General features: G+C 62.8%; 19 protein-coding genes. 12 read left to right on the top strand and 7 right to left on the bottom strand.

Annotation, left to right across the window (positions count from 1 at the left end; all coding sequences use genetic code 11):
* Position 1: 1 nt before the first annotated feature.
* Complete coding sequence (gene gcvA, locus EB809_RS06525) at positions 2-913, top strand: transcriptional regulator GcvA (protein ID WP_123634016.1); 912 nt, start codon at positions 2-4, stop codon at positions 911-913.
* Between the two features lie 168 nt (positions 914-1,081).
* On the opposite strand, the gene EB809_RS06530 is transcribed toward gcvA, so the two are convergent.
* The gene (locus EB809_RS06530) at positions 1,082-1,516 is read right to left on the bottom strand and encodes an Rrf2 family transcriptional regulator (RefSeq protein ID WP_123634076.1); all 435 of its coding nucleotides are present in this window, start codon (positions 1,514-1,516) and stop codon (positions 1,082-1,084) included.
* A 124-nt stretch (positions 1,517-1,640) separates the two neighbouring features.
* Between EB809_RS06530 and EB809_RS06535 the strand changes: the two genes are divergently transcribed.
* Positions 1,641-2,564 (top strand): NAD(P)/FAD-dependent oxidoreductase, encoded by a 924-nt coding sequence (locus tag EB809_RS06535; protein WP_123634017.1) that lies wholly within the window; start codon positions 1,641-1,643, stop codon positions 2,562-2,564.
* 111 nt (positions 2,565-2,675) lie between these two features.
* Here the strand turns inward: EB809_RS06535 and EB809_RS06540 are convergent, their stop codons facing one another.
* Positions 2,676-4,124 (bottom strand): helicase HerA-like domain-containing protein, encoded by a 1,449-nt coding sequence (locus EB809_RS06540; RefSeq protein WP_123634018.1) that lies wholly within the window; start codon positions 4,122-4,124, stop codon positions 2,676-2,678.
* Positions 4,125-4,444: 320 nt separating this feature from the next.
* Between EB809_RS06540 and EB809_RS06545 the strand changes: the two genes are divergently transcribed.
* Both EB809_RS06545 and yghU read left to right on the top strand, forming a co-directional pair.
* A complete protein-coding gene (locus tag EB809_RS06545) occupies positions 4,445-4,942 on the top strand; it encodes a DUF1993 family protein (protein WP_223807845.1) in 498 nt (165 codons plus the stop codon).
* 259 nt (positions 4,943-5,201) lie between these two features.
* Positions 5,202-6,074, top strand: coding sequence for a glutathione-dependent disulfide-bond oxidoreductase (yghU, locus tag EB809_RS06550; RefSeq protein ID WP_123634019.1), 873 nt, complete (start codon positions 5,202-5,204; stop codon positions 6,072-6,074).
* Between the two features lie 56 nt (positions 6,075-6,130).
* Here yghU and EB809_RS06555 read toward each other — a convergent pair whose 3' ends face one another.
* Positions 6,131-6,982 carry a hypothetical protein gene (locus EB809_RS06555; protein WP_123634020.1) on the bottom strand — a complete coding sequence of 284 codons (852 nt, stop codon included), beginning with the start codon at positions 6,980-6,982 and terminating at the stop codon, positions 6,131-6,133.
* A 90-nt stretch (positions 6,983-7,072) separates the two neighbouring features.
* Positions 7,073-7,900, bottom strand: coding sequence for a helix-turn-helix domain-containing protein (locus EB809_RS06560; protein WP_123634021.1), 828 nt, complete (start codon positions 7,898-7,900; stop codon positions 7,073-7,075).
* 171 nt (positions 7,901-8,071) lie between these two features.
* Here EB809_RS06560 and EB809_RS06565 point away from each other — a divergent pair, with 171 nt between their 5' ends.
* The 6 genes from EB809_RS06565 to EB809_RS06590 all read left to right on the top strand — a co-directional run bounded on the left by EB809_RS06565 (position 8,072) and on the right by EB809_RS06590 (position 14,820).
* Positions 8,072-9,547 carry an alanine/glycine:cation symporter family protein gene (locus tag EB809_RS06565; RefSeq protein WP_123634022.1) on the top strand — a complete coding sequence of 492 codons (1,476 nt, stop codon included), beginning with the start codon at positions 8,072-8,074 and terminating at the stop codon, positions 9,545-9,547.
* A 69-nt stretch (positions 9,548-9,616) separates the two neighbouring features.
* Positions 9,617-11,020, top strand: coding sequence for an aspartate ammonia-lyase (locus tag EB809_RS06570; RefSeq protein WP_123634023.1), 1,404 nt, complete (start codon positions 9,617-9,619; stop codon positions 11,018-11,020).
* Positions 11,017-12,030 carry an asparaginase gene (locus tag EB809_RS06575; RefSeq protein WP_123634024.1) on the top strand — a complete coding sequence of 338 codons (1,014 nt, stop codon included), beginning with the start codon at positions 11,017-11,019 and terminating at the stop codon, positions 12,028-12,030. The genes EB809_RS06570 and EB809_RS06575 overlap by 4 nt, the downstream gene beginning before the upstream one ends.
* Positions 12,031-12,152: 122 nt before the next feature.
* Positions 12,153-12,998: a substrate-binding periplasmic protein gene (locus EB809_RS06580; protein WP_190294842.1), complete on the top strand. Its 846-nt coding sequence runs from the start codon at positions 12,153-12,155 to the stop codon at positions 12,996-12,998.
* Between the two features lie 175 nt (positions 12,999-13,173).
* Complete coding sequence (locus tag EB809_RS06585; protein ID WP_123634026.1) at positions 13,174-14,127, top strand: bile acid:sodium symporter family protein; 954 nt, start codon at positions 13,174-13,176, stop codon at positions 14,125-14,127.
* 9 nt (positions 14,128-14,136) lie between these two features.
* Positions 14,137-14,820 carry a YoaK family protein gene (locus tag EB809_RS06590; RefSeq protein WP_123634027.1) on the top strand — a complete coding sequence of 228 codons (684 nt, stop codon included), beginning with the start codon at positions 14,137-14,139 and terminating at the stop codon, positions 14,818-14,820.
* A gap of 2 nt (positions 14,821-14,822) precedes the next feature.
* On the opposite strand, the gene EB809_RS06595 is transcribed toward EB809_RS06590, so the two are convergent.
* From EB809_RS06595 to EB809_RS06605, 3 genes are read right to left on the bottom strand one after another with little or no spacing between them, the layout of a single operon-like run.
* A complete protein-coding gene (locus EB809_RS06595; RefSeq protein WP_123634028.1) occupies positions 14,823-15,731 on the bottom strand; it encodes a DMT family transporter in 909 nt (302 codons plus the stop codon).
* Positions 15,732-15,750: 19 nt separating this feature from the next.
* On the bottom strand, positions 15,751-16,527 hold the full coding sequence (locus EB809_RS06600) for a 2OG-Fe dioxygenase family protein (protein ID WP_123634029.1): 777 nt from the start codon (positions 16,525-16,527) through the stop codon (positions 15,751-15,753).
* A gap of 1 nt (position 16,528) precedes the next feature.
* Positions 16,529-17,770, bottom strand: coding sequence for an argininosuccinate synthase-related protein (locus EB809_RS06605; RefSeq protein WP_123634030.1), 1,242 nt, complete (start codon positions 17,768-17,770; stop codon positions 16,529-16,531).
* 147 nt (positions 17,771-17,917) lie between these two features.
* Between EB809_RS06605 and EB809_RS06610 the strand changes: the two genes are divergently transcribed.
* A complete protein-coding gene (locus EB809_RS06610) occupies positions 17,918-18,862 on the top strand; it encodes a LysR family transcriptional regulator (protein WP_123634031.1) in 945 nt (314 codons plus the stop codon).
* Between the two features lie 111 nt (positions 18,863-18,973).
* The gene (locus EB809_RS06615) at positions 18,974-20,164 is read left to right on the top strand and encodes an AGE family epimerase/isomerase (RefSeq protein ID WP_123634032.1); all 1,191 of its coding nucleotides are present in this window, start codon (positions 18,974-18,976) and stop codon (positions 20,162-20,164) included.
* The last annotated feature ends 34 nt before the right edge of the window (positions 20,165-20,198 follow it).

A 20,198-nucleotide genomic window follows, 5' to 3' on the forward strand; every position in this document is an offset into this window, starting at 1 on the left:
TATGCGCCGTCTTCCACCCCTGAATGCACTCCGTGTATTCGAGTCATCGGCCCGTAACAAGAGCTTTGCAGCGGCAGCCGAGGAACTCTTTGTCACCGCATCCGCGGTCAGTCACCAGATCAAGACGCTTGAAGAATATTTGGGTCTTTCCCTGTTCAGCCGCAGCAAACGCAAGGTGGAACTGACGCCGGCCGGGGAACAGTACCTGACCTCCGTCAGGCACGCGCTGGACGAAATCGAGATGGCGACCCACCGATTGACGGCCGCCCAGGAAACCAACGTGGTGCAGATCAGCGTGGCGCCCAACTTCCTGACGCGCTGGCTGATGCCGCGGATGGCCCGCTTCCAGGCGCTCTACCCGGACGTGGAACTGCAGATCAACGCGTCTATGGGCCTGCTGGACTTCAACCGGACCAGCACCGATATGGCGGTCTATTTCGGCAGCGGCGAGTGGGACGATATCGAAGTGCATTTCCTGCGCAAGGTCATGCTGGTCCCGGTATGCAGCCCGGAGCGACTGAAAGGCCCCTACCCCCTGGAGAAACCGGAAGACCTGCAACACCACACGCTGATTTACGTCAGCAAACGCACCTGGGAATGGGAAGACTGGATGCAGCAGGCAGGCGTGGAATTCATCACCCCCAAGGGCAGCCTGCAGATGTCCAGTGGCCAATTGGCCACCGCCGCTGCGCAGGAAAACCTGGGCGTAGCCCTGGCGGACAGCACGCTCACCTCACGGGAAATCAAATCCGGCCGTTTGGTGGTGCCGTTCGACATCAAGCTCGATACCCACAAGGCCTTCTATCTGGTCTATCGCAAGCACCGCCCCCTGACCACCGGCATGCGTGCATTCAAGGAATGGCTGATGAGTGAAATGCAGGCCCACGACGAAGAGGACGCAGCGACGGTCTGAACCGGTCACTTTTCCAGCGGTTTGATCACGAAACAGACCGCCCTGCCAGACCCTGGCCAATTGCGCGCCAATCCGCTGGAAGCCTCTCGCCACCCCGCCTCGAACCACTTCTCCTGCCACTGCTCACAGTGTTATCCACAGAATTTGTGGACAAGCCCGGCGAGCCTCTTACCCGCTGTTTGAGGCCTTCTCGGAACGGCTCCGGAACTGCAGCCGATCCAGGGTAACGTCCCGGAAGCGTGCCAGCAGAAGCGATTCCGCTTCCTCCAGGACATCATCAATCGCACCGTTGACGGCCTGCTCGATCGGGCAGTCGGTATGTTCGTCCGTCAGGCCAATGGTGAAAACCGAGCCCTCGCCCAATGCCCTGTGAACGTCGTAGAGCGTAATGGCTGAGAGCGGCCTGGCCAGCGACCAGCCGCCACCGTGCCCCTTCACGGACGTGACGTAACCTTCTGTTTTCAGGAGAGCCATGGTCCGGCGCACCACCACCGGGTTGGTGTTGAGCATCCGGGCAATGGTGTCGGAGGTGGCCGGTCCGTCCAGTTGATCCATATGAACGAGAACGTGGAGAACGCGGGATAAACGGCTGTCTTTGCGCATGACCATAAGGCTTCGTGACTGTCGCATCAGCTTATCATGTAACTTTTAATGTTTCATGTATTGCCAACCCGCCACCCTTCAGGTAACAATAAATGTTACATGAAAGTCACTCAGGAGATGGACGATGGATGCCGATGTGATGGTGATTGGCGGCAGCTTTGCGGGCATGTCCGCGGCCCTGCAACTGGTCCGGGGCCTGCGACAGGTGATCGTGATTGACGGTCGCAGCCCAAGAAACCGGTTTGCGGCGGCGTCCCACGGTGTTTTCGGCCTGGACGGCGTCTCGCCGGGGGAGATTCATGAACGGGCCCTGGAGCAGTTGCTTCGATACCCAACCGCCCGGGTGATTGAAGGCCAGGCCTCAACGGCGGCGCAGATCGAAGGCGGGTTCCTGGTGACACTGGCCTCCGGTACCGCGTTCAGCGCCCGCAAGCTGATCCTCGCCACCGGCCTGAAAGACGAATTGCCGGACATCCCGGGCATCGAGGCGCGTTGGGGGCAGACCGTCATACACTGCCCGTACTGCCACGGTTTCGAGTTGCGAAACCGACCATTGGGTGTGCTGGCCACCAGCCACCTCTCTGCCCACCAGGCCGGCATGATTCCGGACTGGGGCCCGACGACCTATTTCACACAGGGCACTTTTGAGCCGGACCCGGAGCAACGCGACTATCTCCAAAAACGCGGCGTGACGATTGAACATGCCCCCGTGGTCGAGGTTCTGGGCGAGGCTCCGGCATTGTCCGGCGTCCGGCTCGCCGATGACCGGGTGATCGAACTCGGTGGGCTGTACGTCGGCCCCAAAACGCGAATGGCCAGCCCCCTGGCGGAGCAGCTTGGCTGCGTGTTTTACGACGGCCCCATGGGACCGGTCGTACAGGTCGATGATCTCAAACAGACGACGGTCCCGGGCGTCTTTGCCGCCGGCGATATGTCCAACCCCATGCAGAATGCCACCCTGGCGGCCGGCTCCGGGGTGATCGCCGGCTTCAACGCCCATCGCATCCTGATGCAGGAAGATCCCGGAAGGATCGCCGCCCAGGCCTGATCACGGACTCGCCAGAACCGCGACAGGGTGTGCAGCTGGCGGCTTGCCCGCGTCTCTACAGCGGTTGCTCACAGGGTTATCCACGGATTGCGTGGACAACCGTGCTCCCGCTCAACGGCGGGGTTTCATCATCTGTTTGAGCATCTGCACCAGGATGCGGCTGATCTGGGTCGCGAGGCTGCGCAGGAAACTCTTGGTGAACGCTTCGGTGGGTGTTTGTCGGCGACTGCGCTTGAGGCTGGCGTCCTTTTCGGGGACCGGCTGCTTTTCCGCCGCTTTTTCCTGCTCGACACGACGCGCCTGCAAACGCTCATGGGCACTGTCGCGATCAATGGCTTCGGCGTATTTGGCCGCCAGCGGGGAGTCGTCCCGCAGCGCATCCATCGCCGCACCGTCGATGGGGCCGATCTGACTGCGCGGTGGTGCGATCAGGGTCTTCTCCACCACCGAGGGCACGCCCTGGTCATCCAGCGTCGACACCAGCGCCTCCCCCAGGCCCAGCTCGGTAATCACCTGCGCGGTATCCAGAGCCGGATTCGGGCGGAATGTCTGGGCGGCCGCCTTGACGGCTTTCTGGTCGCTGGGTGTGTAGGCCCGCAACGCATGCTGTATGCGGTTACCGAGCTGGCCCAACACACTGTCGGGAATATCCGACGGCGACTGGGTAACGAAGTAGATCCCCACACCCTTCGAACGGATCAGGCGGACCGTTTGCTCCAGTTTTTCCAGCAGGGCCGGTGGTGCGCTGTCGAACAGCAGGTGCGCCTCGTCGAAGAAGAACACCAGCAACGGCAGGGGCTGGTCGCCCCGCTCCGGAAGCTGCTCGAACAACTCCGCCAGCAACCACAACAGGAAGGTGGTGTAGACCCGCGGCTGCATCATCAGTTGGCGGCCATCCAGCAGGTTGATCACGCCCTGGTCCTGTTCCGTGGCGATCAGGTCCTGGATAGCGAGCGCTGGCTCACCGAAGAAAACCTCGCCGCCCTCGTTTTTCAACACCAGAACCCGCCGCAGGATGGCCCCCAGACTCTGGGTCGAGAGGTTGCCGTAGTCGGCTTCCAACGCCTTGCGGTGGCCCATCATCCAGTTGATAACGGCTTCCAGGTCTTTCAGATCCAACAACGGCAGGTTCTGCTTGTCCGCGTAATCGAAGGCCAGCTGCATCAGGCCACTCTGGGTGTCATTGAGCTCCAGCAGGTTGGCCAGCAACGTCGGCCCGAGATCGGCGACGGTGGTGCGCACCGTTTGCCCGCTCTGGCCGAAGATATCCCACAACCGGGTGGGACAGCCGGTCGGTGCCCAGTCGGTGATTCCAATGGCTTCGATGCGCTTATCCACAGGCTTGTTGCGGCTGCCCGGCGCGGAAATGCCACTCAGATCGCCCTTGATGTCGGCACTGAATACCGGAACGCCCAGCCGGGAAAAGCCTTCCGCCAGCACTTGCAGCGTGACGGTCTTGCCGGTTCCGGTGGCGCCGGCGACCAGTCCGTGGCGATTGGCCATGGCGCCGAGCAGATATTGCGGCTTGCCATCCGCCGCACCGATCAGAACGCGATTCATCACCACCGTCCCTGCCGGCGAAGATCCGGCCTCAGGCGATTTTTGGGAGGGAACCTTTGGATTTAAGGCCAGGGTCAGAAAATAATCAATCGCAGCGGCCAAGGCTCATGGATTGGGCAGCCGGACCCGTGCCGGTCATTCTGGAACCAGAACGCTGAAGGCCAGACGCCGGCCGGCTTCGGGATGGTTCTCCTTCCGTTACCCACAATGTTATCCACGGATTCTGTGGACAATAGGCGGTTGTTTTCCGGTCAAAAAACAGGGCATCCTTTAATCGGGACCCAACCCGCCCCCAACCTCCCAATTGCCGGAAACCCGCCATGATGACAGGCCCCAAACAATGGCTCATGCGGCCGCTGGAACAACTGGACGGCATGCTGACCGGAATACCGGACCGACTGTTTGGCGAAGCCCTGGCGCCGGACATGTTCCCACTGGGAACGAATGCGAAGATCGCCGCCAACTTCAGTCTGCGCGGCTATTGTCCGCTACTGGGGCAAGACGTGGTGTCTTTCGACGGGGGTGGAGATGACAAGACAGCCGTCATGCAGCAGGTTCGCCAAACGCTCAACCACCTGGCCTCGTTACCCGACGTCGACGCCCTGGATCCGGACAAGACGGAACGGGACCGTGCCGGGTTCAATGAGATCGCCCTTCCCCAGCCGGCGTTTATCCACCACTACATCCTGCCCAATCTGTTGTTCCACAGCAGCCTGGTGTACGCGATTGCCCGTTTGCACGGTGTCGAACTCGGTAAAGCGGATTTCGACGGCTTCCACAGTTATCCATCCGGGTTCCATTTTGTGAACGGGAATTGACCAATACGATCAACCCGTAATCGACATCGCCACGCCTGATCAATTGCGCGCCATATCGCTGAATCGAAGTGACTGTGGCGCTTACCGGATCTTCTCCCGGAGTTGCTCACAGCGTTATCCACGGATTGTGTGGACAAGCGCTCGGCAGTGAACGAAAGCCCGGCGCTGGTCGTACCTTGTTGTTTGCAGAAACCCGACAGCTTGTCTCACTCCGGCCCTATGGGCACTATGAGGCATCGAACCGACACAGAGGGCAGTGATGAGCGACTCAACCTATACCCCACCCAAAGTCTGGAAATGGGATAACCAGAGCGGCGGCAAATTCACCAGCATCAACCGTCCGATCGCAGGCCCGACCCACGACAAGGCCCTGCCGGTTGGCAAGCACCCACTCCAGCTGTACTCGCTGGCGACGCCCAATGGCGTGAAGGTTACCGTGATGCTGGAAGAGCTGCTGGAGCGCGGTATCCGTGAGGCCGAGTACGACGCCTGGCCGATTCGCATCCTGGATGGCGATCAGTTCGGCAGTGGCTTTGTCGACGCCAACCCCAACTCCAAGATCCCGGCCATGGTCGATCACAGTATGGATCCGCCGCAGCGGATCTTCGAATCCGGCAGTATCCTGCTGTACCTGGCGGATAAATTCGGGGCGTTTATCCCGGAAGACGTGGCGGGCCGGACCGAATGCCTGTCCTGGCTGTTCTGGCAGATGGGCAGCGCACCGCTACTCGGTGGCGGCTTCGGGCATTTCTACGCCTACGCGCCGGAAAGCTACGAATACCCGATCAACCGCTACGCCATGGAGGTGAAGCGCCAGCTCGACGTGCTCAATCGCCAACTGGCCGAGCACACCTACATTGCGGGTGAAGAGTACACCATCGCCGATATGGCGATCTGGGCCTGGTATGGGGCGCTGGTGAAAAACAAGGTGTATGACGCGGCGGAATTCCTGGAAGCCCACACCTACACCCATGTGGTGCGCTGGGCGGAGATGATTGCGAAGCGGCCGGCCGTGCGCCGGGGCCGGATCGTCAACCGCACCTGGGGGGAGCCCGATCAGCAGCTGCACGAGCGGCATGACGCGAGCGACTTCGAGCTGCGCACCCAGGACAAGCTGGAAACGGCGGAGTGATCCCATGCCCGGCGCCCTGCGAATGGGGGGCGTCGGGCATCGTCAGGGGACGGAAATCAGGACCCCTGGGTGAACCGGGTCATCTCTTGTTCGACCTTTTCAACCTGCTCGCCCCACGCTTTCTGGTAAGCCGCAAAACGATCTCCAAGCCGATTCAGTGACAGCTGCACCTGGGCCAGCGCCTTGCTGCCGTCGGCGACGGACTGAACGGTGGGATCGTCCAGCTCTTCGCGATTCTCATCCAGTCGAATCACCGCCTGCTGCAGGGTCTGACGATCCTGGGGGGCCGCCTGGGGATTGTCTTCCAGGGCATTGCTGATGGACTCGGACAATGCCTCCATGGCCTCGTCGAGTTTCTCGGCGAAGTCGTCCATCTGCTTCGAGACATCCTCATTGGCGGTAGCCATCCGGTCCTTGAGCTGCTCGGACATGCGCTCGATGTCCTTGGCCGCCTTGTCCGACGATTCCGAGAAGCTGCTGCGCATCTGCTCGCCGAAGTCCTCCAGCTTGCGCATCATCTGGTCGAACAGCGGCCGGTTGGTGAACGCCTCTTTGGTGTGGGCGTAGTCCACCCGCCAGTCGCCGTCCTCCTGGACCAGATAGGTTGTGGTTTCCAGTGGCTTGTCGTCTTGGTCCTTCAGCCCCTTGATCCGGGTCGTAATCCGGGCGGTTGGCCCTTCAATCACGATCCGGCCAGACGAGGCCGTGGCACCCTGCCAGTCCTGGCCAAACCCGTCGAAGCGGCTTTCATCATCCAGGGTCGACAGATCCGCGACCTCGCCGGCATCGCCTTCGATGACCGATTGCCAGAAGGCCTTTGACACCTCCTGTGGGGTTTCCGGACCGCCGCAGGCGGACAGCATCAGCGTACCGAGGATGATCAGGGAATAGCGTTTGATAGCGCGCATAAATCAACGTCTTCAGTGAACGGGAAAACGCAGTCTATCGGGCGACTTTCGTACCGCCAAATAACGATTGTTAAGGATTCGTCGGGGCGCTCAGTGGCGGGCCCGGAACAGCATCTCGCCCGGCGCCATGTCGTTACTGACTGCATCCAGGATGGATTGGTCCACCCGGGGATCGTCGGTGCGGTACAAGCCACACAGCCGAAGGGCTTTTCTCAGTTGCACGCTGGGCCCGAGGTATTCGTAGAGCACCCGGGCGCAACACGGCATGCGCTGGCTGTTGTCGGACACACCGATCTTGATGCCCGTCAGGCGGGTCACCCGGTTGCGGAAGCTGGGGAACAGGATGGTCTGGGTAATTTCGTGGCGGTTCAGGGTCTCGTAGTCCACCAGGAACAAGCGGTCGCTCAGCAGGTAGGCCATGCCCTGATAGCGGTTGTGGCAAGGCGGCTCGCCGGCAACTGGCTCCATCCGCTCCGTACGCTGGAAGACCACCTGGTTGTCGCGCTGTTCCAGGCACACCAGGTTACGCAGGAGTTTGCCTGGCGCCGACATGGACAGGTAGTACTCGAAGTAGTAGCCCAGGTAACGATCCATCGAACCGCCGGCGTGCTGCAACCGGTCCAGATGAGGGCCGGCCGAGCCTGACCGTTCATCGTCGACCGGCCGCACGCGGGGACGAACCTGCACCAGGCGCTCAAACTCCTGGTGAGGCCGCTCGATGTCCTGCACATCCACCCCGAAAAACTCACAAAGCCGGCGCAGGGTGTTGGCTGACGGCCGGTGCTGGCCGCTGAGATAGCGGTTGAACTGAGGCCGATTGATGTTGAGCCGCCGGCAGACTTCGGCGATGGACTTGTAGTAGCTGCACAGCAGCCGGAGATTCAGCGCCAGGTCTTCGTGGACACCTGCTTCGCTCATAACCGATGGTCCTCGTGGGCGTGTAAGGCGCCAGACTGCGATGGCGCACTATGACGCACTTAGCGCATCAGAGCGCGCCACTGTGCCGCCAATGCGCAAAATTCTATCAGCCCCCAACGGTTGTTTAAATGAGTTGCCTGTTTACAAGAACAACTTCCAGAGAGGCCCTTTATGTTGGAATTCCTCAATGATCTGCTCTGGGGCAAGGTACTCATTGCCCTGCTGATCACCGTCGGCGTTGGCTTCAGTGTCGCGTCCCGCTTTGTCCAGTTCCGCTATTTCGGGCGGATGTTCCGAATCCTCAGTGCCAGCCAGGCCTTCCAGCGCGACCAGCACGGTCACCTGAGCTCCTTCCAGGCGCTGCTGCTGTCCATCGCCGGTCGTGTCGGTGGCGGTAACATTGCCGGTGTGGCAGTCGCCATTACCCTGGGCGGTCCCGGCGCCGTATTCTGGATGTGGGTCGTCGGCCTGATGGGCATGGCCACCAGTTTCCTGGAATGCACCCTGGCTCAGACCTACAAACAATCGGAAGCGGACGGCACCTATCGGGGTGGTCCGGCCTATTACATCGCCCGGGGCCTCGGACCGAAGTGGCGCTGGATGGCGGGCATCTATTCCCTGCTCCTGCTGGTCACCTTCGGCTTTGGCTTCACGGCCCTGCAGTCCTACGCGGTCGCCACATCGGTGGGCGACGCCTTCGGTGTTCCCGTCCTGTATACCGGCATTGTCCTCGCCGTCATCGTGGCCGCGATCATCTTTGGCGGCGTCAAGCGGATTGCCCGGGTCTCCGAGGTGCTGGTACCGATCATGGCGGCCGGCTACCTGATCATTACGGCGGTCGTCCTGGCGATGAACATCGATCGCATCCCGGACGCCATCACCCTGATCGTGAAGAGCGCCTTCGGCCTCGAGCCGATGATCGGCGGCGGCATCGGTGCGGCGATCCTGATGGGCGTCAAGCGTGGCCTGTTCTCCAACGAGGCCGGCCTGGGCAGCGCCCCGAACGTGGCGGCGGTGGCCTACGTGCCGCACCCGGCCAACCAGGGTGTGGTGCAGGCGTTCTCGGTGTTTATCGACACGATCATCATCTGCTCCTCCACCGCGTTCATCATCCTGCTGAGCGGCATCTACGATCCGTCCAACATGGCCGATGTCGGTGGCGTCGCACTGACCCAGTCCGCCCTGGCGGACCATGTGGGCGATTGGGGCCGCAGCTTTGTGAGCATCGCGCTGCTGTTGTTCGGTTTCAGCACGATCCTCTACAACTACTACCTGGGTGAGAACAGCGTCGACTTCCTGAGCACGGCCAACCGCCCGCTGGCAAACGCCTTCCGCGTGGCCGTTATCGGCCTGGTATGCTGGGGCGCGACCACCGACCTCGGCACCGTGTTCGGCTTCGCCGACGTCACCATGGGCCTGCTGGCGCTGGTCAACCTGATCGCGCTGATCGGCCTGTTCAAGCCGGGCCTGCGCATCCTGAAGGACTTCGATCGTCAGATTGCCGAAGGCAACGAGCAGCCGATTTTCGAGGCCCGCAACTTCAAGGACATGAACATCGACCTGAAGGCCTGGGACCTGGAACCGGAAGACGTCGAGCGCCTGCGCGAACGTAACGAGGCAACCGGCGCCTTTCAGAGCCAGTCCTGATGCCATCCGGGCGGCGCCACCCGGTGCCGCCCTACTCCAACCCGAGAACACCGAAGGTGCCACGACACCATGAACACCCGCATTGAGCACGATCTCCTGGGCGATCTGGCGGTGCCCGCCGATGCCTGGTACGGCATCCAGACCCAGCGCGCGCTGGACAACTTCGCCATCACCGGCGTGCCGATCAGCCACTTTCCGCCGTTCATAAAGGCGCTGGCGATGGTCAAGAAAGCGGCGGCCCTGGCCAACCGCGACCTGGGTAGCCTGGCCCCGCACAAGGCCGACGCCATCACCGCCGCCTGCGACGACATCATCGCGGGCCACCTGCACGACCAGTTCGTGGTGGACCTGATCCAGGGCGGTGCCGGCACCTCCACCAACATGAACGCCAACGAGGTCATCGCCAACCTGGCGCTGGAGAAGCTGGGCCATCCCAAGGGAGCCTACCAGCACCTGCACCCCAACGATGACGTCAACCGCTCCCAGTCCACCAACGACGCCTACCCCACGGCCGTCTGCCTGGCGGTGCAATTCTCCGCCGAGCCGCTGGAAACCGCGATCCTCAACCTGAAGGCCTCGCTGGAAGCCAAGGGCCGGGAGTTTGCCCACATCGTCAAGATGGGCCGGACCCAGTTGCAGGACGCCGTGCCCATGACCCTGGGCCAGGAGTTCGAGGCGTTTGCGGTCAATCTGGGCGAGGACATCGACCGCCTGCACGAAGCCAGCCGGCTGCTGTGCGAAGTGAACCTGGGCGGCACCGCCATCGGCACAGGCATCAACACCCACCCCCGCTACCAGGCGCTGGCGGTAAACTACCTGGCCGAGATCAGCGGCAAGCCCATCGTGTCCGCCAGCAACCTGGTGGAAGCGTCGTCGGACATGGGGGCCTTCGTGCTCTTCTCCGGCATTCTCAAACGCTTCGCGGTGAAACTGGGCAAGATGTGCAACGACCTGCGCCTGCTCTCCAGCGGACCGCGCACCGGCCTGGGCGAGATCCTGCTGCCGCCGCGCCAGCCCGGTTCCTCGATCATGCCCGGCAAGGTGAACCCGGTGATTCCGGAGGCGGTGAACCAGACCGCCTACCAGGTGATTGCCAGCGACCTGGCAGTGACCCTCGCGGCCGAAGCCGGCCAGCTCCAGCTCAACGCCATGGAGCCGATGATCGTCTACAACCTGCTCAACGCCATGAAGATGCTGGGGGCCGCCTGCTCCATGCTGGAAGAGCGCTGCATCCGGGACATCCGCGCCAACGTCGAGCAATGCGCCCGGCATGTGGATAACAGCATCGGCATCGTTACCGCGCTGGTGCCGCACATCGGCTACGCCAACGCCACCCGGATCGCGTCACAGGCCCTGCACACGGGCTCGACGGTGCGCGAGCTGGTGCTGGGCGAAGGCCTGCTGGCACCGGAAACCCTGGACCGGCTGCTCAGCCCGCAGGCGATGCTGGCGCCAGCCGCGGTGGACGCATGACGGCCCGGGTGTTGGTGGTCTACACCGGCGGCACCCTGGGCATGGTGCCGTCGGATCAGGGGTACGTTCCGGCGGCCGGATTGGAGGCGCGCATCCGCAAGCAACTCGCGGATGCCGCCGCGATACTGCCGAGCTACGATCTGCTCGAGCTGGACCGACTGATCGACAGCGCCAACCTGCTGCCGGCGGACTGGCAGCGGATCGGGCAGGTACTGCAGCAGCACTGGTCCGATTACGACGGCTTCGTGGTCCTGCACGGCACGGACACCATGGCCTACACCGCGTCGGCGCTGTCGTACCAATTGCGCGGATGCAACAAACCGGTGATCCTCACCGGCGCCCAGATCCCGCTGGGTCAGCCACGCAATGACGCCGTCGACAACCTGACCCATGCGCTGCTTTTGGCCGCTGACGCTCGTATCAGCGAAGTCTGCCTCTGTTTTCGGGGCAGGCTGTTGCGCGGCAACCGGGCCCGCAAGGTGAACAGCACCGCCTTCGCGGCCTTCGATTCGCCCAATGCGCTGCCGCTGGGACACATTGGCATTGACGTGGCGCTGTATGGGGACCGGCTGATGGCACCCGGCACTCCGGATTTTGCCTTCCCCGACAGCCAACCGGACGCCGTCGCGCTGCTCATGCTTTATCCCGGCATTCCCGCACGGCTGGTGGACGCCGCCCTGGACCCGGACCAGACCCGGGGCCTGATCCTCCAGAGTTACGGGGTCGGCAACCCGCCCAATGCCGATGTGACGTTGATGGATGCGCTGGGCGCGGCGATCGATCGGGGGGTGACCGTGGTCAACGTCAGCCAGTGCCACCAGGGTCCGGTCAACCAGGGGGCGTATGCAACCGGCGCGGAACTGAACAGCCTGGGTGTCTTACCGGGCCTTGACCTGACTCCGGAAGCCGCATTCACCAAGCTGCATTTCCTGCTCGGCCTGGACTGCCCCGTGGACATCATCCGCGAGCTCATGGTGCGGCCGCTGGCGGAGGACTGCACACCGGCATAAGCGCCGTCGATCATCGTGTATCGTAAGCGTCGCCCCTTTTTTGAGACGATGTTTGCCCGTAAACGTACTATGATTAGACAGCATTCTCTGCGAATCAGGGTATGTTCCCGGGGGGGGGGGGTGTGACATTAGCGCATCCTGCGATCCTCGCCCTGGCAATGGCCATGGTCTCCGGTTGGCTTTGGTTTGAGCGATCCGCCCAGGCCCAGGAGGCGTTACCGGACACTCTCATTTTTGCCGCGATGCCTGGCAATCCGCTGAACCAGGTTGGTGTTCCCCTGATCCGCGATGTCTATGCCGAACTGGGCATTCGCATCCAGGTGCGTGAAGTACCCCCTGCGCGGGCCCGGGCCATGCTCCGGGACCAACAGGTCGACGGTGTCATCGCGCGCCCTGCCGGGCTCAATCGTCAAATCCCCAATGCCGTGCCTATTGAGGTTCCCCTGACCCAACTGCAGCTGGTGGCTTTCGCCCGAAACGATGGGGTCACCGGGCTGCGACAGGGCGGCCATTATCGTCTGGGTCTGCTACGCGGTGTGACGTCCGGCCTCGATGCGCTGCCGGTCGAGCCGATCCTCACCAATACCACCGAGCAGTTAATGGAGCTGCTGGCGCGCAATCGCATTGATGTCGCCGTGGATTCAGACCTGGTGGGCGCGTATTTCATCCAAAGAAACGGATTGAAAGACCTTCGCATCGTCAGCGCCCCGCTAAAGATCGTTCCGGTCTATCACTATCTCGAAAGCCGCCACCGGGCACTGGTTCCTCGGGTCCGGAAGGTACTGGAGCGCCTGTCGCAGAACGGTGAGCTGGCGGCCCGGCACGCCGCCTTCGCCCAACAGCTGAAACTGGAAGACATCACCCTCCCCGTCGCGGAACAGTTGACGCCGGCCGACCTGAAAATCGAGCGGCATGTGTGGATGGGCCCTCTGCCCACACTGGGCCGCCGCCCGGCGTTGACCCCATAGACACGACTCCGTCGATCGGCGACGATTTGGCGAGCGAAGCACCTGCAGTCAGCCGCAGGCATGAGTCAGGCGATGGCCAGGACAAGACCCGGCCGCTCAAATATCGTACGCTTGCACCCCACAATCAGAACCCTCTGCAGAGGGCCTTACCGTTAGCCACCTTGCAGGACTCTTCATGCCCGTATTCGAACGCATCAACCGACTGTTTCCCGTCTGGGCGATCCTTTTCGCCGCCGTCGCCGCTTGGCAGCCCACCTGGTTCACCGATTTTGCCTTCCTTATCAAGCTGCTGCTGGGCGTCATCATGTTTGCCATGGGGCTTACCCTGTCACGCCACGATTTCATGGGCGTGATCCGGGCCCCGTTGCCGGTCGGTGTGGGCGTGGTGCTGCAGTTTACCGTGATGCCGCTGGCCGCCCTGTTCGTGTCCTGGTTCCTGCAGCTGTCGCCGGAACTGACCATCGGTATGGTACTGGTCGGCGCGACCGCCGGCGGCACGGCCTCCAACGTCATTACTTGGCTGGCCAACGGCCACGTGGCGCTGTCGGTCTCCATGACCCTGACCAGCACGCTCATCTCGGTTGCCGCCACACCGCTGCTGACCGCGCTGCTGGTGGGTCAGACCGTGGACGTACCGGTCGCCGGCATGTTCCTGAGCATCGCCCAGCTGGTGATCGGGCCGATTGCGGCGGGCGTGATCATCCACCATTTCCTGGGACGCCAGATCAAGCAGGTGGAGCCGGCCCTGGCGACACTCGCGATGGCCGCCATCGTTTTCATCATTGCCATTGTGGTCGCACTCAATGCCGGCAAGCTGTCCACGCTGGGCCCCCTGGTGATTGTGGCAGTGGTGCTGCATAACATGATCGGCCTGGCCGGAGGCTATGCGGCCGGTCGCGCTTTGGGTTTCAGCAAGCGGGTGGCACGCACCATGGCCATCGAGGTGGGCATGCAGAACTCGGGACTGGCGGTGGCACTGGCCAACCAGTTCTTCACGGCGACGTCGGCCCTGCCGGGCGCCCTGTTCTCCATCTGGCACAACGTGTCCGGGTCGTTGCTGGCCGGCTACTGGAAACGCCGGCCGGCTGAAGACGACGGTCGGTCCATGCAAGCCGATACCTCCGCCTGAGGCAATGTCATGACCTCGCGATTGCCACGGTGGGTGGAATACGGCGCGTTCGTACTGGCCCTGACAGCCGGCAGCATCAATGCCATCGGGCTACTCGGGGTCTCCCACCAGGCACTGTCCCATCTGTCCGGTACGGCCACATCGGTCGGCACCTCTTTGGCCGCACTCGATCTGTCGGGTGCCCTGCTCCTGGTGGGTATCGTGGGGAGTTTCCTGCTGGGGGCGGCGCTGTCGGGATTCATGCTCTCCGGGCAGTCCCTGGAGCTGGGTCGCCACTACGATTCGCTGCTGGTGATCGAGGGCGTTCTGCTGCTGGCGGCGATCTACCTGCTCGAAAACGGGCACTTCCTGGGGGCCTGCCTTGCCTCCGCCGCCTGCGGCACCCAGAACGCCCTGGTCACCACCTACAGCGGGGCCATTGTACGCACCACCCATGTCACCGGTATTTTCACGGATCTGGGCCTGATGCTGGGCGGCGCCCTGCGCGGCGAGAGCTTTGACCGGCGCAAGGCGATCCTTTTCCTGTTGATCATTTCCGGCTTCGTGCTGGGTGGCGCCGTGGGCGCGAGCCTGTTTGCCGCGCTGCACTTTATGGCCCTCGCCGCACCGGCGATCACGTGCCTGGTACTGGCCCTCAGCTATCGCATCTACACCATGCGCGCTCGCCCCCAGGCCCGCGATCTCGGCGACTGAAATCAGTTCAAACCGGTCGCCACCACGCCACGCGGCGTTCTCGGCACCATGGAGTACAGCGCCGAGAAGATGATCAGGCAGCCGCCGACCCAGCCGGACAGGGCGACCTGCTCGCCCAGCCACCAGACCGCAAACAACGCCCCGAAAGCAGGCTCGGTTCCCATCAGCAGCGAGACCCGGGTGGGCGCGATATTACGGGCACCGAAGTTCTGCGCGAAGAAGGCAAAGACGGTGCAGAACAGCACCAGGTACACCACGATCAACCAGAAACTCACATCCATCGGCAGTTGAACGAGGGCGGCCGGGTCCGACAGGGCCAATACCGCCAGCGCGCCCACCCCGACCACGCCGGACTGGATACCGGTCAGGCTGAGGGTGGAAATCCGCTTACCGGTGGTGACCTTGCGGGTCACGGTTACCATCAGCGCCCGCAGGACCGCCGCGCACAGGATCAGCAAGTCGCCGATATTCAGCGTGACGTCACTGCCGGTGGTCAGTAACCCGACACCGACAAACGACACACCGGCCAGCACAACATTCTCGAACGAGGGTCGCTGGTGCAGGACCAACCACTCGGTAAACGGGGTGAACAGCACGCACAGGCTGATCAGGAAGGCGGCGTTGGCGGCGGTGGTGTGCAGTACCCCGAACGTTTCGCAGATAAAGACCGATAGCAGGATCAGCCCCGTCGGCAGGCCGACCCGCCAGTCCCGTGCGCCACCGGCGCGATACTCCCGCACCAGCACCGGCAACAGCGTAAAGAACGTGGCGAGAAACCGGATGGCGATAAAGCCCATCACCGGATAGAAAACCAGGGCCTGTTTTGACAGGCCATAGCTGGTGCCCCAGAAGGCAGCGACCAGCAACAGCAGGCACTCGGCCACCGGAAAACCGTGTCGTGTGTGTGTCATGGTTGAATCCTTTCCTGTGCTAAAGGAGCGCTTCCATACGCTCGAAGGCGATCACCAGGACGTCCCGGTAGGCCGGGCCCTGGTCATCCAGGGGATGAATCTCCGAGACCTCATGCAGGGTGGTTTCGTCGTCGGACAACAGCAGATCCATCGGTTCGGCGAGGGTGACTGACGACAGGGTGCCCCCCTCGGTATCGGTGACGCGCGTCTCGCCACCGGTCAGGTTGTGCCGGTTAACCAGCATCGAGGCGATGTAGGTCACACCATCCCGGTGCAGACCCTCCGGCGTTGGCCGGCCCGGCGCTTCCGTCGCCGCCAGGATCCGGTAGGGATGCAGGCGGATACGCCAGTTGGAGGCGTATCCGTCGGCGGCGGCGTAGATTTTGGCCATGGTCCGCAACAGACGTTGCAGCACCGGGCTGGCCACGAATACGTCCTCCAGCGGATCGAAGTAACGCTGGATCCCACCGTTCAGCGGGTTCACCGACAGGGGCTGGGAATAAGGCTGGTGCGGCAGCAGCCTTAGCGAGTCCCGGTCCGCCCGGTATTCGAAGCGGCCATAGCGTCGGTATCGGTATCGCCCGTGATCGGCCATATAGTTATCCCGGGTAAGCCGGTTCCAGCAATGGGCAAAAGCCCGCCACTCGGCGTCCGAAGTTCCGGGCGCCAGGTCCAGCAGCCCGGCCAGGGTCTGGCCGGGCACAAACGCAAAGTCCTGGATGATCAGGTCGGCTGCGGCCGCCTCCGCTGCCGGCACCAGGTTCTGGCGGGGCAGCGGTACTTCCTGCGCGCTCATGTCAGGCTCCCATGGCAAGACGGGTGGCCAGAGGCAGCACGTCCTCTTCCGGTTCCAGGTCGGCCAGTGAGCGGGCGCTGGCCGTCGCGGCGGTCTGCGCCTCCCACTCGTCGCGGTTGCGCAAATAGCGTGGGCAGACGCCCTGGATGGCTTCCAGGCAGAGCGTGCCGGCGGACAGGTCGTAGGTGACCTTGCCGGACACGTCCTGGGACGCACGCAACAGGAACTCGTCGATCGACGCCCGCAAGGTGCCGTACCAGCGACCTTCCACGGCTTCCCGGACCCACAGTTGCTCCAGCGCCTGTTTTTCCCGCAGCAGTTCGTAATCCTGCACTGCGGTTTCCAGGTGGCGGTAGGCGTCCATCAGCGCCAGAGCCGCCGGCGCCTCGCGCACTTCCAGCACCTTCTCGCCGCCGGCCAGGTGCTCCAGTCCGGCAAAACGGCCGATGCCGTAGGCGCCCACCACGTTATTGAGGTGCTTGATCAGCGGCAGCGGTTCCATGGCACCATCGTTGACGGCCACCGGTTCGCCGGCGCGGAACGTAATGGAGAGTTTGTGGCCGGTCGATTCCGACTGGCGAGTGGCATCGACCCGGGTCCAGGCGTAGAGGTTTTCCGGCACGCTGAAGCCCTCGGGGTTATCCAGCACGCCGGACTCGAACTCCCGGCACCAGAGGTTGCTGTCACCGCTGACGATACGCTGCTCGAACGACATCAGTCCGGCCGACTTGAGCGCGCGAATCTTGTCGCTGCGGCTGATGGAGGTGTACTCGTAGGGTGAACCGTAAAAACCATTGAACCCGAGCTGCTCGATGGCGCCGTTGAGCCGCCGCAGGCTATTCTGCGATTGGGTCGCGGTGTGGAAAATGGCACCGCATCCCAACGACTCGGCAATATCCACCGCGGCCCGTGCTATAAAGGGACGTGACAGAGAGGAGCTGATTGGAAAGGTACTGAGGTAGCGGGCCTGGGCTCGAATTGCCGGCAGGGCCGCTTCCCGTGTGAACAGTTGCTTGAGATCAACAATGCGCAGCCGCGCACCGAACTTCGCGGCGACATGGTGCAATGTCGCAATATCCGGATCGTCGCCCAGGTCCACCGCGACAGCGGTGACGGCCACGTTCCGGTCGTTGAGTAATTTCAGGAGGTAAGTGCTGTCCAGGCCACCACTGAAAAGGGCCACCACGTGGTCAACCCGTTCACACACAAAATCCAGATCCGTCACACTGCGCAGCTTTTTCATCGTCACGCCTTCCCGTTTGAATTTCATGGTGTTATTGGAGGGGAGAACCGCAGGAAGCCAGGGGAGGTTTCCTGATAGGTCCACTGTTATGCTAACTAACTGACCCGAATCGGATTAGCCCGGGATACGGAAAAGGAGTTGTGCACAGTGAGTGCAAATCGCGTGATGTCGATCATGCAGGACGTGGCCGTGTTCGTGACGGTGGTGGAAACCGGATCGTTCACGTCAGCGGCCCAGAAGCTGGGTTCCACGCCGTCTGCGGTCAGTCGCCAGGTCTCCAGGCTGGAGGACGCCCTCAAGGTGCGCCTGCTGGAACGGTCCACCCGAAGCCTGCGCCTTAATGCCACCGGGGAAAAAGTCTTCGCCCACTGCAAGTCGGTGCTGGACTCCGCCCAGGATGTCCTGGATATCGCCGACGAGGCCCATGGGGAACCCCATGGCCGGCTCAAGATCGGCGTGCCCAAGGCGTACTGCGCGCAGGTGCTGCGCCATGCCGTCCCGCCCTTCCTGAACCGCTACCCGGACGTGGAAGTGCAGTTGGTGGTGACGGACCGCACCCTCGATCCCCATTACGACGACATCGATGCGGTGGTCACCATTACCGACACGCCCATCGAGGGCCTGGTGGCGGCGCGGCTGGGCGTGGTCAAAGCGGTGCTCTGCGCCTCGCCGACCTACATCGCCCAGCACGGCAAGCCAAGACACCCCAGCGAGCTGGTCAACTTTGATTGCCTGTCCCTGGGCGAGACGGTCACCGACAACATCTGGACATTCCGCCGCGGCGACGAAACCGTCACCGTGGAGACCAACGGCCGCTACATCGTCAACCACACGGAAATCCGCATGGACGCCGTATGCAACCATTTCGGCATCGGCATCTTTCCCGATTTCACGGTCAACACCCAGTTGCGCAAGGGTACGGTGGTGACGGTCCTCGACGACTGGGCCATCGAGGGCCGCTATCAGGGGCGCGTCAACATCCAGTACCCCCGCTCTCGCCATATCTCACCGAAATTGCGGGCTTTCGTGGATTTTGCCAGCAGTTTCCTGGAGGGCGATTTCAAACGTTCGGGCCACGGCTACGGCGGCTGAGAGCGCCCACCTCCCCTTCACACAGGTCATCCCAACGGCCAACAGACGTCGGGTGTCCGGTAGGATAGGGTGGCGCAGACAACAACAATCCACCCAGCAACGGATGGCCCCATGAGCGAGACCCCGAATTTCCGCGACCCCGCGTTCCTGACCGATCACATCCGCAGCATCCTGGCGTTCTACGAAGGATGCTGCAAAGACCCCGACGGCGGTTTTTTCCAGTATTTCCGCAACGACGGCACGGTCTACAACGCGCACCATCGCCACCTGGTCAGCTCGACGCGGTTCGTCTTCAACTACGCCAAAGCCGGCCACTTCTTCAAGCGGCCGGACTACCTGGAGCTGGCCCGCCATGGGCTGACCTATCTCGAACAGGCGCATTGGGAGCCGGCGCAACGGGGCTATGCCTGGACCCTGGACCATCACCGGCCGGAAGACAGCACCCGTCACTGTTATGGCATGGCGTTCGTCCTGCTGGCCTACGCCACGGCTTTCGAAAGCGGCATCGGCGAAGCCCGCAGGGGCATCGGGCAGGCCTTCGATCTGATGGAAGAGCACTTCTGGCTGGCAGACGCCGGACTCTATGCCGACGAGGCCAATTCCGACTGGTCGGTGCTGTCGCCCTATCGCGGCCAGAACGCCAACATGCACACCTGCGAAGCGCTGCTGGCCGCGTTCGAAGCCACCGGTGAAACCCGCTACCTGGACCGGGCCCATACGCTTGCCCGCAACATCTGCGAACGTCAGGCCGCCCAGGGCGATGGCCTGATCTGGGAGCACTACGACGCCGACTGGCAGATCGACTGGGACTACAACCGCGACGATCCTCGCCACCTGTTCCGCCCGTGGGGCTTTCAGCCCGGCCACCAGACCGAATGGACCAAGCTGCTGTTGATCCTGCACTGCCACCGCCCCGAAGCCTGGATGATCGACCGCGCCCGAGACCTGTTCGACCGGGCCCTGGCCACCGCCTGGGACGACGTGCACGGCGGCATCGTTTACGGCTTTGCGCCGGACGGTTCAATCTGCGACGACGACAAGTATTTCTGGGTGCAGGCGGAAACCTTTGCCGCCGCGGCGCTGCTGGCCGAAGCCACCGGCGAGTCACAGTACTGGGACTGGTACGACCGCATCTGGCGCTATGTCTGGTCGCATTTCGTCGATCATGAATACGGCGCCTGGTACCGCATCCTGACCCGGGAAAACCGCCAGTACTCCGACGAAAAGAGCCCGGCCGGCAAGACGGACTACCACACCATGGGCGCCTGCTACGAGGTGATCCGGACGCTCAAGCGGCGCTGACCAGCCGCACTCAGGCACACGGGGGGCTCACCTG

Origin of the sequence: Marinobacter sp. R17, assembly GCF_003789045.1 — a bacterium.
In the GTDB taxonomy this organism is placed as follows: domain Bacteria; phylum Pseudomonadota; class Gammaproteobacteria; order Pseudomonadales; family Oleiphilaceae; genus Marinobacter_A; species Marinobacter_A mangrovi.